This is a genomic window from Streptomyces sp. NBC_01006 (assembly GCF_045162725.1).
Lineage (GTDB): Bacteria > Actinomycetota > Actinomycetes > Streptomycetales > Streptomycetaceae > Streptomyces.
The window spans coordinates 3,659,088-3,674,775 of the sequence record NZ_CP108700.1; the positions used below are offsets into that span (position 1 = coordinate 3,659,088).

Sequence of the window (15,688 nt, forward strand, 5' to 3'; positions counted from 1 at the left end):
TCCGACACGGGCTGACGGGTAAGCGCAAGACAGGGCAGACTGGCCCTTACACCGACGGAAGGCAGGGGGGACGACAGATGGACGGCATACCGGCCATCCCGCACCAGCGGAACCACCCCGAGGCAGCCCGGCGCCACTCCGCTGCCGCGCCGGACGCCACGACCGGGGTTCGGCCTGGCTTCACGACCACTCGCACCGCGGACGCCCGGGCCGGCACGCAGGCCCCGGACACCCCCGTCGACGCGCCCGTCACCGGCTCCCCGGCAGGCACGCCCGCCGCGCCCACCCCTGCCGACGCACACGCCCCGGCTGCCGACGACTCCGCCGCGCCCGACCCCTGCCGCTTCGCCGTCCTCGGCCCCATCCGCGCCTGGCGCGACGGCGAGGCCCTGCCCTCCGGAACCCCCCAGCAGCGCGCCCTGCTCGCCGCGCTCCTGCTGCGCGGCGGCCGCACCGCCACCGCGCCCGAACTGATCGACGCCATCTGGGGCGAGGACCCCCCGCAGCAGGCCCTCGCCACGATCCGTACGTACGCCTCCCGCCTGCGCAAGGTCCTCGCGCCCGGCATGCTCGTCACCGAGTCCGGCGGCTACGCCATCCACACCCCCGCCGACGCCCTCGACCTCGGCGTCGCCCGCGGCCTCGCCGCCGACGCCGACCAGGCGCGCGGCGCCGGCGACCGCATCCTCGCCCGTACGCTGCTCGGCCGCGCCCTCGACCTGTGGGACGGCGAACCGCTCGCCGGGGTCCCCGGTCCGCACGCCGAGACCGAGCGGACCCGGCTCGCCGAATGGCGCCTCCAGCTGCTGGAGACCCGCCTCGACCTCGACCTGGAGGTCGGCCACCACGCCGAGGCCGTCTCCGAGCTCACCGCCCTCACCGCCGCCCACCCGCTGCGCGAACGGCTGCGCGAGCTCCTCATGCTCGCCCTGTACCGCAGCGGCCGGCAGGCCGAGGCACTCGCCGTGTACGCCGACACCCGCCGGCTCCTCGCCGACGAACTCGGCGTCGACCCCCGGCCCGAACTCTCCGCGCTCCAGCAGCGCATCCTGCGCGCGGACGCCGAACTCGCCTGCGCCGAGGACCCGGCCCCGGCCGCCGCGCCCGCACTCGTAAGGCCCGCCCAATTGCCCGCCACCGTAGCCGACTTCACCGGCCGCGCCACCTTCGTCAGTGAGCTCGGCGAGATCCTGTCCGGCGCCGGTGGCCAGGTCATGGCCGTCTCCGCGCTCGCCGGCATCGGCGGCGTCGGCAAGACCACCCTCGCCGTGCACGTCGCGCACGCCGCCCGCCCGCACTTCCCCGACGGTCAGCTCTACGCCGACCTCCAGGGCACCGAGCCGCGGCCGGCCGAGCCCGTCGCCGTCCTCGGCTCCTTCCTGCGGGCGCTGGGCACCCCCGACACGGCCATCCCGGACTCCGCCGCCGAACGGGCCGCCCTGTACCGCTCCACGCTCGACGGCCGCCGCGTCCTGGTCCTGCTCGACAACGCCCGCGACGCCGCCCAGGTCCGCCCGCTGCTGCCGGGCACCGCCGGCTGCGCCGCGCTCGTCACCAGCCGGGTGCGCATGGCGGGCCTCGCCGGGGCCCATCTCGTCGACCTCGACGTGATGAGTCCCGAGGAGGCCCTCCAGCTGTTCACCCGGATCGTGGGCACGGAGCGCGTCGGCGCCGAACGCCAGGCCGCCCTCGACGTGGTCGGTGCCTGCGGGTTCCTGCCGCTCGCCATCCGCATCGCCGCCTCCCGGCTGGCCGCCCGCCGCACCTGGACCGTGTCCGTCCTCGCCGCGAAGCTGGCCGACGAGCGCCGCCGCCTCGACGAGCTCCAGGCCGGCGACCTCGCCGTCAAGGCCACCTTCGAGCTCGGCTACGGGCAGCTGGAGCCCGAGCAGCAGCGGGCGTTCCGCCTCCTCGGCCTCGCCGACGGGCCCGACATCTCGCTGGCCGCCGCGGCCGCTGTACTCGACCTGCCCGAGTACGACACCGAGGACCTCCTCGAAGCCTTAGTGGACTGCTCCCTCCTCGAATCGGCCGCGCCCGGCCGCTACCGCTTCCACGACCTCGTACGCCTCTACGCGCGCGCCTGCGCCGAACGCGACGAGCAGCCACCGACCGGCCGGGACGCCGCCCTGGACCGGCTGCTGGACTTCTACCTCGCCACCGCCTCCGCGGTGTACGCGGTGGAGCGCCCCGGCGACCGGCTCCCCGCCCACCTGTCCGCCACCCACTACCCCGGGCTGCGCTTCGCCGAACCGCGCGCCGCCCTGGACTGGCTGTACGCCGAGGCGGACCCGCTGCTGGCGTGCGTCCGGCAGGCCTCCGTACGCACGACCGGGCAGGCGGACGTACTGCGCCGGGCCGTCGACCTGCTGTGGGCGGCCAAGGACCTCGCCGAGTCGGGCGCCAACTCCAAGCAGTACGAGTCCGCCGCCGTGGCCCTGCGCGACGCCGCGCACGCCGCGAAGGACCCGCACGCGGAGGGCCGGGCCCGGACCACCCTCACCAACGTCCACCTGGTCGCGGGCCGCTTCGGCGAGGCCGACGAGGAGGCCCGCCAGGCCATGGACCTCGCCCGCGAGGCCGGCGACCCGCTGCCCAGCTGCTGGGCGCCCAACGACCGCGGGATCATCGCCCTCTACCAGGGCCGGCACGCCGACGGCGAGCGCTACCTGCTGGAGGCCATCGAGAACTTCCGCGCCGACGGCAACCACATCGGCGAGGCCAGCGCGCTGTGCAACCTCTCCCGGATCCACGTCGAACTGGGCCGGCTGACCAGCGCCATCGACCTCGCCGAGCAGGGCATCGCCATATACGACCGGATGGGCCTGACGCTGCGCCTGGCCAACGGCCGCTACGCGCTGGGCATCGCCCTCACCGAGGCCGGCCGGCTCGGCGAGGCGCAGGAGCAGCTCACCGAGGCGCTGTCGCTGTTCCACGACAACCGGCAGCCGCTGTGGGAGGGCGTGACTCACTTCCGGCTCGCCGTGGCCCATCTGGCCGCGCACCGGCCCACGCTGGCCGCCGCGCACGCCGAGCAGGCCATCGCGCTGCGCGGGATCGGCGGGGAGTGGCGGCGGGCGACGGTGCTGACGGTGCTGGGCAAGGCGCTGCGCAGGCTGGGGCAGCGGGACCGGGCGCGGGTGTGCTGGCTGGACGCGGAGGTCGTGTTCAAGCAACTGAAGTCGGCGGAACTCGCCGAGGTGCAAGCCCTGTTGGCCGCTGAGATAGCGGCCTGAGCTGCGCCCATCTCCCGCCGATCGACCGCTGATCGGCGGATGAACGAGGCATTCATCGTTCGTTTATCGCCGCCCGCCACGATAGGTACATCGACTCACCGCGTCGGGGGGCGCGAGAGTCGGCTGGAGGACCACCCGTTCGGCGGTCCGCGGGGGAATCGCCGAACGGGCCCGACCCATCCATCAGGAGAACCGATGACGACGAACGAGAACATCCTGCCGAACGACGGCGACATGAGGCCGATGGACAATCACGCGTCCGGCATCGAGATCAAGCCGCTCGACGACAGTCTTGCACCGGGCGTCGACATCACGCCGATGGACAACCACGCCTCCGGCATCGAGATCAAGCCGCAGGAGAAGAAGCCGACTTCGGCCGAGGACATCGTGGCGATGGACAACCACGCGTCGGGTCCGCGTCCGTAAGACGTCCCACGGGGGATAACGGGGGACGGGGGGGCCGGTTCCACGGGGGATACGGGGGACCGGTAGCAACGGGGGAGCACAGGGGCCACGGTGGGATTCGGGGGAACCCGCCGTGGTCTACGGGGGAGCACGACCCGCTGGGGTCACGGGGGACCCACGGGAGCACGACCAACGGGGAAGCACAACAAGGACGGCGGCCGCGGTGGCCCGGAGGGGGAGCCACCGCGGCCGCCGTCGCATGCCCGCGTCCGGGCAGGGGGGCAGGGCGCAGGGGCCGGGGTTCCGGCGGCCCGCAGCAGCGCCTCCGCCTCGTCCGGCGGGAGGTGGGCCAGGACGGACCGGCCGATGGCGGTGGAGTGCAGGGCGGCCCGCGCGCCGATGCGGGCGGGGCTCCGGAAGGACCGGCCGCTCTCGATCTTCCGGATGTATGTGAGGGCCGTGCCGTGCCGCAGCGCCACGTGGACGGCCTGGCCGTGCCCTTGTGCAGGAACTCCAGCAGCTCGGTGATCCGCAGGGTCTTCCCCCCTCTCACTAGGCTGGGCCCGTGTTCACCTCACAGGGACCCACCGTCCGCGAGCTCGCCGTCCAGGCCCTCTCGTCCGTCGAGCGCGGGTACGACCTGCTCTCGCCCAAGTTCGACCAGACCCCGTTCCGCACCCCCGACCGCATGCTCGACGCCGTCGAGGAGACGCTCGCGCAGCGGGAGGGCTCCTTCGGGGCCGGGCTCGACGTGTGCTGCGGGACCGGCGCCGGGCTCGGGATGCTGCGGCGGCTGTGCCGGGGCCGGGTGACCGGGGTGGACCTGAGCGCGGGCATGCTGGCCGGGGCCGCGCGGGCCCATCCCGACGAGCGCGTCGATCTCGTACGGGCCGACGCGCGGGCACTGCCGCCCGAGCTGGCGGACTCGTACGACCTGGCCGTCAGCTTCGGGGCCTTCGGGCACTTCCTGCCGGCCGAGCGGCCCGCCCTCTTCTCCGGCGTCCACACCGCACTGCGCCCGGGCGGCCTCTTCGCGTTCCCGATCGGGGCGCCGATCCCGCCGACCTCCCCCGCGTGGTGGGCGGTGACGGGCTTCGACGCCGCGATGCGGGTGCGCAACGCCGTGTGGCGGCCGCCGTTCGTCATGTACTACCGGACCTTCCCCCTGGGCGGTGTCAGCGCCGACCTGCGCACGGCCGGCTTCACGGTGGAGACCGCCCCCCTGGACCACTTCGGCCGCCGCGCCGACGGCACCCCCCGCTGGCGCCTCCTCCTGGCCCGCAAGCCGGCCGCCTGACGCACGTCGGCCCGGCCACCGCAGCGGGGGCCGGGCCGACGGGTACCGCGGGTCAGCGCAGGGTGAAGGGCGCCACGTGGGTCGTGGTGTCCGCTCCGCTGATGGTGAATTCAAGGTTGTAGTTGCCGTTGGGCAGGCCGTTCGTGCTGACGGGGAGGCTGTAGCCGGAGGCCAGCGGGGAGTAGAGCATCCGGGTTCCGACGGTCCTCGTGACGGGGCCGGTGATCCGGGTGGCCGTCACGGTGATGCCGGAGCTGGAGAGGTTGTTGCCGTTCGCGTCGCAGATCCGCAGGGAGATCACGACCTGGCCGAGCAGGCGGACCGGCCGGGCCGGGTCGTAGAGCAGGCAGATCCGGTACGCGACGGTGTAGTTGACGCTCTTCGTGGCCGGGTTCGTGGCGACGTCCTTCGCGTTCACCGTGAACGTGTGCGAGCCGAGGGTGGAGGTGTCGACCGGGCTGCCGTTGGGGACCGTGCCGACGCAGCTCGCCACGCCGGAGGTGGCGTCCGTGCAGGTGTAGGACGCGGTGACGGACTGCCGGTACAGGTACGTGCCGGCCACCGGACGGACGATGGCGATCGCCGGAGCCACCGTGTCGAGCCGCACCGTGATCGTCTGCGGCGCGGAGGTGTTGCCCGCGTTGTCGGTGGCGGTGTACGTCACGGTGGTCACGCCGTTCACCGTGATCGGGACGGCCGCGTTCGCTGCGGACACGACGGTGGACGCGATGGGCTGAGCGCCGCTCGCGCTGTAGGTGATCTTCTGGATACCGGAGCCGCAGGACCCGTCACCGGCCGTGATGTTGACGGTGGCCGGGCTGGCAGTGTTCCAACCTGCCCCGTTCGGTGCCGGTGAGGTGCTCGCGGAGACGGTCGGCGCGGAGGTGTCCGCGTCGTAGGTGAAGCGGTCGGCGGCGGTGACCGGACTGGTGCCGTTGGGCGTGGTCACGGTGACGTCCACCGTGCCCCGTACCTGCGGGGGCACCTGCGCGGTCAGCTCCTCCGGCCCGGTGACGTTCACGTTCGTGGCGGCCACGGAACCGAAGGCGACGGTGGTGCCGCTCGTCGGGAACTCCGTGCCGCGCACGGTCACGGTGTTCACGCACTGCGCCAGTTCCGGCGCGTGGTTCGGGGTGACGCTCGTGACGGTGGGCGGGGACAGCGTGACGCGGTCCATGGCGGTGCCCCAGTCGCCGCCGAAGATCCCGGTGTTGCCGGTGGCTCCGATCTGCTGGACCGTCCAGACGTCCTTGGGGTTGCTCGGGTCGCGCGCGGTGCCCGAGTAGTCGCCCCAGCGGGGGTCGCCATTGCAGGCGCACGTGTAGGCCTGCGTGCCCGCGGCGTAGAAGTCGCCGAAGGTGGTGGACGGGAAGTTCCCGCCCGGCACTCCGATCGCGACCCCGCCCGCGAAGAGGGTGGACGAGGAGGCGGTGAATCCTGCGAACAGGTCGTCTTCGTCGTTCAGGGTCAGCGAGCCGTAGTAGATGTCTCCGCCCACGAGGCCGAGGTTGAGGTTGGTCGACAGGCTCTGGGTCCCGCCGGTCGCGATCTGGATGAAGCGCTGGCAGGCGTGGACCGCGGTGTCTCCGACGGGGGTGCAGCTGACGTTGAAGACGCCCCAGAGACGGTTGTTCTGCCAGGCGACCGACAACATCCGGTCGTCGTTGGTCTCGATCGTGGCATCCCCACCGGGCGGCTGGGCCGCTGCCGGCGGCGGGTCGGCCGCTCCGATGGCGATGGTGTTCACGGTGCGGTTGACCGCACTGACGCCGGGCACGCCCGTGATCGTGGTCACCATCACGTCGGTGCCCTCGTGCTTCATCGAGAGCTGGTCGTTGATCGCCGACAGCGAGGTGGCCGGTACGGCGTCGTCCAGGGTGGTGTCCTGCGCGAATGTCGTGAAGCTGATCGTGCCGCCGGCCAGCAGGTCCGCCTTGTTGACAACGACGTTCACCGCGCCCAGGAACGGCAGCGGCTCAGGCTGATTGCGGTCGAAGTTGTTCCAGCCCAGCGTGACCTTGTCGTTGGTGTAGCCGAGCAGCGGCCGGTCCTGCAGCACGTTGGAGGTGTTGCTGCCGATGTTGTAGACGGTCCAGTGTCCCCGGGGGTCGGAGGTGTCGCTGACTGCGACGTCGTTCTCGTCTCCGCCGGCCAGGAGCCCCTCGTACGAGGCGAAGAACCGGCCGGATCCCGCGTCGTAGTGCACGCGCGGGTCACCGCCCGTGTCCGCCGCGAACCCGAAGAAGGTGCCCAGGTCGAACGGGGATCCCACCGCGTTGCCGGCCTTGTCGTAGATCTGGCCGGCGCGGTTGACGAACTGGACGATGTACGTCGGTCCGACCGCGAGATTGGTGTCGGAGGGTGCGGTTTGGGACGCGACGTCGTTGTCGCCGTTCCCGAGCGTGGGGAAGGTCTTCAGCCGCTCGACCACGGCCGAGGAAGGCACCGCCTTCGGTGACGTCGCGCCCTTCGGGGTCAGCAGCGCGGTGGTGACCGGCAGACTCGGCTGGCGCATCGGTCCCACGGGCGTCCGCCGCTTCGGAGGCGCGAGGTAGGGCCGCACCTGGGGCTCGGTGGTGCGCCGGGGACGGGGCAGCGCGCTCACGTCCACGCGCTGCTTCACTTCGGCCCGCGACAGCGTCCCTTCGCCCCCCGAAGGCGAGGGGACGCCGACCGAGGCCGGTGCGCTGGGGCGCGGTTCGGCGGGCGCCGCGGCGGCGGCCGGCGCAGCCGCGGTGAGGGTCACGGTCAGTGCGAGCAGGAGCGCACGCGACCAGCCGCGCGCGGTACGCGTCCTGCGCTGCGTCATACATCGGTTCATTCGGAGGATCCGTCTCGTCGACACGGGCTCCCCCCTTCATGCCTTGTCGGAGATACGGTCCCGCCGGCGGATCGGCAGCGGGCGGTCGTGGTCCTGCGGTAGCCGATGATCACGACCGGCTACCTATCGGATGGACCCACCGTGGGACTCCGGTCTGCGGCAGGAATTGCCGGTGTTTTCCCCCGTACGGCCTACTTCGTGGCGCGGAGTTCGCGCTTCACGACCTTTCCGCTCGCGTTGCGCGGGAGTTCGGTGACGAACTCGACCTCGCGCGGGACCTTGTAGTTGGCCATCTCCCGGCGGGACCAGGCGATCAGGTCGTCGGCGGTGAGGGTGGCGCCCGGGCGGCGCACCGCGTACGCCTTGCCGACCTCGCCGAGGCGCGGGTCGGGGACGCCGACGACGGCGATGTCGGCGATGTCCGGGTGCAGGCCGAGGAGTTGCTCTATCTCGGCGGGGTAGGCGTTGAACCCGCCGACGATGAACATGTCCTTGATCCGGTCGGTGATGCGCAGGTTGCCCTCGGCGTCGAGGACCCCGACGTCGCCGGTGCGCAGCCAGCCGTCGGGGGTTACGGCCTCGGCGGTCTCGGCCGGGTCCTCGAAGTAGCCCTGCATGACGTGGTGGCCGCGGACCCACACCTCCCCCGCGGTGCCGGCGGGCGAGGCCTGCCCGTGCTGGTCGGCGACCCTCACCTCGGTGTCCGGGATGGCCCGCCCCGAGGTCGAGGCGATGACCTCGGCCGGGTCGCCGCGGCGGCACATCGTGACGATGCCGCTGGCCTCGGAGAGCCCGTACGCAGTGAGCACGGTGGAGATGTGCAGCTCGCCGCGGAGCCGCTCCACGAGCTGGAGCGGGACGACGGCGGCGCCGGTGACCACCAGGCGCAGCGCCGACAGGTCGTGGTGGTCGCGCTGCGGGTGGTCGAGGAGGGACTGGTGGAGGGTGGGCGGGCCGGGGAGTACGGAGATCCGCTCGGCAGCGATGTTGGCGAGGACGGTGTCCACGTTGAAGACGGGCTGCGGGACCATCGTGGCGCCGCGCATCAGGCAGGCGATGATGCCGGCCTTGTAGCCGAAGGTGTGGAAGAAGGGGTTCACGATCAGGTAGCGGTCGCCCTCGCGCAGGCCGGCGAGCTCGCTCCACACGTCGTAGCAGCGCAGCGACTGGGCGTGGGTGATGACGGCGCCCTTGGGGCTGCCCGTGGTGCCCGAGGTGAAGATGATGTCGGAGGGGGCGTCGGGGCGGATCGACTCGGCGCGCTCGCGCACGGTCGGGGCGCCGACCCCGTCCCCGCCGGCCAGGAACTCCTTCCAGGTGCGGAAGTCGTCCGGGGCGTCCTCGGCGAGCACGACGACCTGTTCGAGGTGCGGCAGCCCGGGCAGCGGCCCGTGCCCCTCCCCTTCGGCGGCGGCGCGGCGCAGGGAGGCCACGTACGAGGTGCCGAGGAAGGTGCCGGTGACGAACAGGAGCCTGGCCCGGCTGCGCCGCAGGACGTACGCGGCTTCGGAGCCTTTGAAACGGGTGTTGAGGGGGACGAGGACGGCGCCCGCCGAGACCGCGCCGAGCGCGGAGACGATCCACTCCAGGGTGTTGGGGGCCCATACGGCGACGCGGTCCCCCGGCTCGACCCCGGCGCCGATCGCGGCGGCCGCGGCCCGCTCCACGCGCTCGCCGAGCTGCGCGTAGCTGATGCGCACGCGCCCGTCGACGACGGCCTCGCGGTCGGCGTACCGTGCGGCCGCCGCGCGTACCAGTCCCGCGATGCTGCCCCAGCGCAGATCCCCCCGCGCGGCTTCGGTCATCGCACACCCCTCCCGATAGCTGACTATCCGTCAGATTAGCTGTAGCCTTCGCGGCTGTCAGTACTGGTGCAGCTCCGGAGGTGGCGATGGCGGCAACACTCAAGGACGCTACGGCGATAGTCGGGATCGGCCAGACCGCCTTTGCCAAACGACTCCCCGAGTCCGAGAAGGAATTGGCCTGCCGCGCCATCCTCGCGGCCCTCGCGGACGCCGGAATAGCGCCCTCCGAGGTCGACGCCTTCTCCTCGTACACGATGGAGGAGACCGACGAGGTCGAGGTCGCCAAGGCCATCGGCGCCGGCGACGTCACCTTCTTCTCCAAGATCGGCTACGGCGGCGGCGGTTCCTGCGCCACCGTCGGCCACCTCGCGGCCGCCGTCGCCACCGGGCAGGCGAGCGTGGGCGTCGCCTGGCGCTCGCGCAAACGCGGCTCCGGCCCGCGCCCCTGGAAGAACACCGCGGTCCAGCTGCCCACCCCCGGCCAGTGGACCCGCCCCTTCGGACTGCTGCGCCCCGCCGACGAGATCGGGATGCTGGCCCGGCGCTACATGCACGAGTACGGGGCCACCCGCGACCACCTCTTCAACGTCGCGATGGCCTGCCGCAACCGGGCCAACGAGAACCCGGCCGCGATGATGTACGAACGCCCGCTGACCCGCGAGATGTACATGACCTCCCGCATGATCAGCGATCCGCTCTGCCTCTTCGACAACTGCCTGGAGACCGACGGGGCGCTGGCCTGCGTGATCGTCTCCGCCGAGCGGGCCCGCGACTGCCGCCGGAAGCCCGTGTACGTCCACTCCGTCGCCCAGGGCCTGCCGGCCCAGCACCACGGCATGGTCAACTACTGGAACGACGACCCGCTGTCCGGACCCGCCTGGACCGCCGCCCGGCACCTGTGGAAGCAGGCCGACTTCGGGCCGCAGGACGTGGACGTGGCCCAGATCTACGACGCCTTCACCCCGCTCATCCCGCTGTCCCTGGAGGGCTACGGCTTCTGCGGGCGCGGCGAGGGCGCCGCGTTCACCGAGGGCGGGGCCCTGGAGATGGGCGGCCGGCTCCCCATCAACACCGGGGGCGGCGGGCTGTCCGAGGCCTACGTACACGGCTTCAACCTGATCAACGAGGGCGTCAAGCAGCTCCGGGGGATCTCCACCGCCCAGGTGCCGGACGCCGCGACCTGCCTGGTGACGGCGGGCGAGGGTGTCCCGACGTCCGCGATCCTGCTGAGGAGCTGACCCCATGACCACCACCTCCGCTTCCGCGGACGAGCTGCTCCTGCCCGTCCCCGACGAGGACGGCGCCCCCTTCTGGGAGTACGCGGCCCGGGGCGAACTCCGCGTCCAGGCCTGCACCGACTGCGGCCGGCTCCGCTTCCCGCCCCGCCCGTGCTGCCCGCACTGCCAGTCGTTCGACTCCGAGTGGCGGCCGATGTCGGGCCGGGGCCGGATCTGGTCGTACGTCCTGCCGCATCCGCCACTGCTGCCCGCGTACGCCGCGCAGGCCCCGTACAACGTGATCCTCGTGGAGCTCGCCGACGCCCCGCACATCCGCCTCGCCGGGAACCTGGTCACCTCGGCCGACGCCCCGCTGAACTCGATGGACCCGGCCCGGCTGCGCATCGGCGCCCGCGTCCAGGTGGCGTTCACCAAGGTCGGCGGGGCGTCCGTGCCGCGCTGGGTCCTGGAGAAGCCGTGACGCTGCGGGTGGAGCGGGACAAGGCGAGCGGGGTCGCGGTCGTCACCCTGGACCGGGAGCGCAAGCACAACGCGATCGACCTGGCGACGGCCGCCGAACTGGGCGCGGTATGGCGGGAGTTCCGGTACGAGGACGACGTACGGGCGGTGGTGCTGACCGGCGCCGGGCGGGCGGCCTTCTGCACGGGCATCGACCGCGGGGTGGAGGTCCCGCAGCCGTCCTCCCCGTACTCGGTGGACGACCCGCTGGTGGCCATCGGCCCGAAGGCGAACGACCTGTGGAAGCCGGTGATCGCCGCCGTCAACGGCATGGCGTGCGGCGGGGCCTTCTACCTGCTGGGCGAATCGGAGTTCATCGTCTCCTCCTCGGCCGCGACGTACTTCGACCCGCACACGACGTACGGGATGGTCAGCGCGTACGAGGCCGTCTACATGGCGCAGCGGATGCCGTTCGGGGAGGCCGCCCGGATGTCCCTGATGGGGACGGCGGAACGGCTCTCCGCGCGGCGGGCGTACGAGATCGGCCTGGTCTCGGAGCTGGCCGAGCCCGGGGAGCTGCTCCCGGCGGCGCTACGGGCGGCGCGGACGCTGGCCGGCTATCCGACGGAGGCCGTGCAGGGCACCGTACGGGCCCTGTGGTCGGCGAAGCAGGCCGCGCTGGCGCAGGCGCTGGCGCAGGCTCCGGCGCTGATCGCGCTGGGGAACCTGCCCCCGGAGCGGCAGGCGGACCTGTTCACGGGGCGCCGGGCGGCGGCGCCGGAGCCACGGGTGCGCTAACGGGTGCGCTAGTTGATCGTGCCGAGGACGCAGCTGGTGACCTCGGCCGCCTTGTCCTTCTGGACCATCGCTGCGGTGACCGTCTGGGTTTCGCGGGCCTTGAGCGAGACCCGGACGGAGGTCCGCTCCACGACTCCGGACGCGCCCTGGAAGACGACGGGGACGTCGATGAGGCGCGAGGTGTCCACGTCCGAGGTGACCTTGAGGACGGCCTTCGGGCTGCCGGGCCCGGCGCAGGTGACGACCTGGGCGTGTGCGGGCGGGCCGGCGCTCTTGCTCGGCGAGGGGGTCGACTTCCCGCCGCCGTTGCTGTTGTTGGTGCTGCTGTTGTTGGTGCTGCTGTTGTTGCTGTTGTAGCTGCTCCGCTTCTTGGAGCTGGAGCAACCACCGCCACTGCCGCTGCCGCTGCTCTTCGAGCCGTGCCCGTGCCCGCTGGACGAAAATCCCGTGAGCGCGAACACGACGGCGACCAGCACCGCGGTGAACCTGATCCGACGTCCAGCCACCATGGCTCGAAACCCCTCCCCTGGACAACGGCGGGCCACGCTATCACCGCTTGCCTCGTTCACAGTTGCCATGCATATGATCAAACCCGGCCAACGGGGAGGCGCACCATGTCCGGTTCCTTGCGGCGCAGTCGATGGTGAAAACACTGTGAAAGCTGTGAGGGGATCCGGTGCTGACCTACTACGAAGTCATGACCACGGACCTGGGCCTGCTGACGACGGCAGCCGGCAAATGGGATGAAATGGCGGGCGAGCTGAAGAAGGTCGAGACCCGCTACGGCGACACCGTCCAGAAGATCGCCGTGGGCGGGGAGACCTGGAACGGAGTCAGCCAGCAGACCGCCCATACGAACTTCGCGGCGACCCGCTACGAGTACACGGCCGCGCAGGCCCAGGCCAAGGCGATCGCGAGCCTGATGCGGGACGCGCACACCCAGTTCGCCGACCTGAAGAAGAAGCTGGAGAGCGCCCGCGACGACGCGATAGCCGCCGGCATGACGGTCTCCGAGCAGGGCCACGTCGCCTTCGACTGGGGCAAGCTCACGCCCTCCGAACGCAGCGCGTACCACCACGACCCCGACGGCCAGAAGACGATCAGCGACGCCGTCACCAAGTGGCAGAAGCACATCGACGACCGCGTGAAGGCCGTCTCCGAGCTCGACACCAACGTCAAGACCGCCCTCAGCGCCGCCGTCATCGACAGCAACCGGGACATCTTCGGCAAGGGCAACGACGAAACGCTCAACGGGTTCAACCGCTACGCCGAGGGCGACCTGGACAAGGCCGCCAAGAAGCTCGACGACGGTACCGGGGACAAGCCCAAGGAAGACGACGGCTTCACCTTCACCGGACCCGACGCGGGCCTGAAGCTCACCGGCACCAAGTACGGCAAGGAGGGGTCGATCAAGCTCTACGCCGACCTCTTCCACATGAATTACAAGGGTGAGTACAACAACGGGTCGCTCACGCTCGCCGGGGTCGACGACATGTACCTGGGAGCCAGGGCGTCCGCGAACTACGGCTTCACCGACAAGGGCCTCGTCGGCAAGGTGGAGGCGTCCGCGGGCATCCGGGCGATGCTGGAGGGGCACGCCAACTACGGGATCGTCGGCGGCTACGGGCGCGCCGAGGGATTCGCGGGCGGCGAGGCCTCCGCCGGCGTCACGCTGGGCAAGACGGGCTTCAACGGCAACTTCAAGGCGTTTGCGGGCGAAAAGGGCAGCGTCGCCACGGGCGGGGAGGTCGCCGGGCTCGGCGCCGGCGCCACGGCCGAGGGCTGGTACGGCGCGGGCGCGGAATTCAAATGGGACTTCGGCAAGGGGGAGGACGGCAAGTACCACTTCGGCGGCAAGGCGGGCCTCGCCCTCGGGCTCGGCGGCGCCGTGGGAGGCGAGTTCACGGTCGACCCGGGCAAGGTCAAGGACGCCGCGGTCGACGCGGCCGACTGGGTGGGTGATACGGCCGGCTCCGTCAAGGACGAAGTCACCAGCTGGTTCGACTGATCGACTGTTGTACTCCCCCTGTGGAAGGAGGGCCTGAAATGCCCACGACCCTGCCGGTGCCGATCGAGTTCAGCCTGCCCGAAGGCTGGCAAGCCGCCCCTCCGGACGAGGTGGGCGCGCCGGGCGTGGCGTTCATCGCGCTGTACGAGCGGCCGGACGACGGGTTCACCGCCAACATCACCATCGACGGGGACTTCCGCCCGGACGAGGCGACGCTGACCGACATGGGCGACGAGTCCGTGGAGCGGCTGCGCCAGGCCGCCGAGTCGGTGGTGGTGACCAGCCGCCGCGAGCTCGGCTCCGAGGCCTCGCCCGGCCTGGCCCAACGGCTGACCCTGTCGGCCGTCGGGGCCGGCGTGCGCCGCGACCTCGTCCAGTCGCACGTCTACCTGGCCGTGCTGGACCGGAAGGACACGCACCGGCGTGCGGTGATCCGGCTGATCCTGACCTCGACCGCGGCGCAGGAGGAAGGCGTCGTGGGCGACTTCCAGGAGTTCCTGCGCACGGTCAGCCTCGACACCGGGACAGGGGCCTAGCGATGGGCCGTCTCTGGGACAGGTACATGGGCACGGTCCGGGCCGACGCGGGAGCCACCGCGATCCCCACCACGGAGCTGCGGGCCGCGCTGCTCGCGCTGAACGGCACCGGTGTGGTGTTCAGCGTCCACGAGGCAGGCAGCGGGGGCGCCGATCTGGTGGCGGACTGGAAGGTCATGGAACCCGCCACCGGCACGGGCCTGAACCGCCGGCAGGTGGAGCGGACCTTCAAGGTCTGGATGCGCCTGCTCCCCGAGGTGCGCGAGGTGCGGGCCATGGACGAGCAGTGGGCGGTGACCCGGGCCGGGGCCCCGCCGGGACGGACCGTGCAGCGCGAGCACGGCCGCGGGCCGATCCGCCACAGGCAGAAGCAGTGGACCTTCGAACGCGGACCCGACGGCCAGCGGCAGAAGGTCGAGTCGTTCCGCCTCGACACCCGCGACCTGAAGGACCCGCTGCGCAAGACGGTCCTCGGGGCGGGCTGGAGCTGGCACGGGGTCCGCAGGCTCTGACGGCCCCGCCCTGTCCGTGTACCCGGACATGGCGGCGGCCCCGACCCCCGGTGAGGGGGCGGGGCCGACCAGCCGGTACGGCGGTGGTGCGGGGTGGATCAGGCCTCGACGACGCCCGAGGCGGCGATCTCGATCTTGCCGCGGGTGGAGCCCGAGGGGGAGCCGAGCTTCTCGATCGCGTCGACGATCTCGGAGCCCTCGACGACCTCGCCGAAGACGACGTGCTTGCCGTCCAGCCACGGGGTGACGACGGTGGTGATGAAGAACTGCGAGCCGTTGGTGTTGCGGCCGGCGTTCGCCATCGACAGCAGGTACTTGCGGTCGTGCTTCAGCTGGAAGTTCTCGTCCTCGAACTTCTCGCCGTAGATGCTCTTGCCACCGGTGCCGTTGTGGTTGGTGAAGTCGCCACCCTGCAGCATGAACTGCGGGATGACGCGGTGGAAGCCGGAGCCCGCGTAGCCGTAGCCGTTCTGGCCGGTGGCCAGCTCACGGAAGTTCCGGGCCGTCTTCGGGACGACCTCGTCGAAGAGGCTGAAGACGATGCGGCCGGCGGGCTGGCCGTCGATGTTGATGTCGAAGTAAACGTTGCTCATG

Annotated in this window: 14 protein-coding genes; 9 read left to right on the top strand and 5 right to left on the bottom strand. The window is 71.9% G+C overall.

The features are described 5' to 3' along the window. The first annotated feature begins 77 nt into the window (after positions 1-77). Positions 78-3,236 (top strand): BTAD domain-containing putative transcriptional regulator, encoded by a 3,159-nt coding sequence (locus OG509_RS16560; RefSeq protein WP_406183320.1) that lies wholly within the window; start codon positions 78-80, stop codon positions 3,234-3,236. 195 nt (positions 3,237-3,431) lie between these two features. Further along, positions 3,432-3,662 carry a hypothetical protein gene (locus tag OG509_RS16565; protein ID WP_406183321.1) on the top strand — a complete coding sequence of 77 codons (231 nt, stop codon included), beginning with the start codon at positions 3,432-3,434 and terminating at the stop codon, positions 3,660-3,662. Between the two features lie 143 nt (positions 3,663-3,805). On the opposite strand, the gene OG509_RS16570 is transcribed toward OG509_RS16565, so the two are convergent. Continuing rightward, positions 3,806-4,120 carry an IclR family transcriptional regulator C-terminal domain-containing protein gene (locus OG509_RS16570; protein WP_406183322.1) on the bottom strand — a complete coding sequence of 105 codons (315 nt, stop codon included), beginning with the start codon at positions 4,118-4,120 and terminating at the stop codon, positions 3,806-3,808. 86 nt (positions 4,121-4,206) lie between these two features. Here OG509_RS16570 and OG509_RS16575 point away from each other — a divergent pair, with 86 nt between their 5' ends. Beyond that, positions 4,207-4,938, top strand: a complete 732-nt coding sequence (locus OG509_RS16575) for a class I SAM-dependent methyltransferase (protein WP_406183323.1) — start codon at positions 4,207-4,209, stop codon at positions 4,936-4,938. A gap of 52 nt (positions 4,939-4,990) precedes the next feature. Here OG509_RS16575 and OG509_RS16580 read toward each other — a convergent pair whose 3' ends face one another. Both OG509_RS16580 and OG509_RS16585 read right to left on the bottom strand, forming a co-directional pair. Next, positions 4,991-7,747: an OmpL47-type beta-barrel domain-containing protein gene (locus OG509_RS16580; RefSeq protein WP_406183324.1), complete on the bottom strand. Its 2,757-nt coding sequence runs from the start codon at positions 7,745-7,747 to the stop codon at positions 4,991-4,993. A gap of 203 nt (positions 7,748-7,950) precedes the next feature. Continuing rightward, a complete protein-coding gene (locus OG509_RS16585; RefSeq protein ID WP_406183325.1) occupies positions 7,951-9,564 on the bottom strand; it encodes a FadD3 family acyl-CoA ligase in 1,614 nt (537 codons plus the stop codon). An 86-nt stretch (positions 9,565-9,650) separates the two neighbouring features. Between OG509_RS16585 and OG509_RS16590 the strand changes: the two genes are divergently transcribed. From OG509_RS16590 to OG509_RS16600, 3 genes are read left to right on the top strand one after another with little or no spacing between them, the layout of a single operon-like run. Continuing rightward, complete coding sequence (locus tag OG509_RS16590; RefSeq protein WP_383343105.1) at positions 9,651-10,802, top strand: lipid-transfer protein; 1,152 nt, start codon at positions 9,651-9,653, stop codon at positions 10,800-10,802. Positions 10,803-10,806: 4 nt separating this feature from the next. Beyond that, positions 10,807-11,262 carry a Zn-ribbon domain-containing OB-fold protein gene (locus OG509_RS16595; RefSeq protein WP_406183326.1) on the top strand — a complete coding sequence of 152 codons (456 nt, stop codon included), beginning with the start codon at positions 10,807-10,809 and terminating at the stop codon, positions 11,260-11,262. Next, the gene (locus OG509_RS16600; protein ID WP_406183327.1) at positions 11,259-12,038 is read left to right on the top strand and encodes an enoyl-CoA hydratase/isomerase family protein; all 780 of its coding nucleotides are present in this window, start codon (positions 11,259-11,261) and stop codon (positions 12,036-12,038) included. Before OG509_RS16595 ends, OG509_RS16600 begins: the two co-directional genes overlap by 4 nt. An 8-nt stretch (positions 12,039-12,046) precedes the next feature. Here the strand turns inward: OG509_RS16600 and OG509_RS16605 are convergent, their stop codons facing one another. Next, complete coding sequence (locus tag OG509_RS16605) at positions 12,047-12,547, bottom strand: hypothetical protein (protein WP_406183328.1); 501 nt, start codon at positions 12,545-12,547, stop codon at positions 12,047-12,049. A 188-nt stretch (positions 12,548-12,735) separates the two neighbouring features. On the opposite strand from OG509_RS16605, the gene OG509_RS16610 reads away from it, so the two are divergent. From OG509_RS16610 to OG509_RS16620, 3 genes are read left to right on the top strand one after another with little or no spacing between them, the layout of a single operon-like run. Further along, positions 12,736-14,046 (top strand): hypothetical protein, encoded by a 1,311-nt coding sequence (locus OG509_RS16610; protein WP_406183329.1) that lies wholly within the window; start codon positions 12,736-12,738, stop codon positions 14,044-14,046. 38 nt (positions 14,047-14,084) lie between these two features. Continuing rightward, complete coding sequence (locus OG509_RS16615) at positions 14,085-14,582, top strand: hypothetical protein (RefSeq protein WP_406183330.1); 498 nt, start codon at positions 14,085-14,087, stop codon at positions 14,580-14,582. 26 nt (positions 14,583-14,608) lie between these two features. Continuing rightward, positions 14,609-15,094 carry a hypothetical protein gene (locus tag OG509_RS16620; protein WP_406183331.1) on the top strand — a complete coding sequence of 162 codons (486 nt, stop codon included), beginning with the start codon at positions 14,609-14,611 and terminating at the stop codon, positions 15,092-15,094. Between the two features lie 98 nt (positions 15,095-15,192). Here the strand turns inward: OG509_RS16620 and OG509_RS16625 are convergent, their stop codons facing one another. Then, the gene (locus OG509_RS16625; protein WP_406183332.1) at positions 15,193-15,687 is read right to left on the bottom strand and encodes a peptidylprolyl isomerase; all 495 of its coding nucleotides are present in this window, start codon (positions 15,685-15,687) and stop codon (positions 15,193-15,195) included. Position 15,688: the final 1 nt, after the last annotated feature.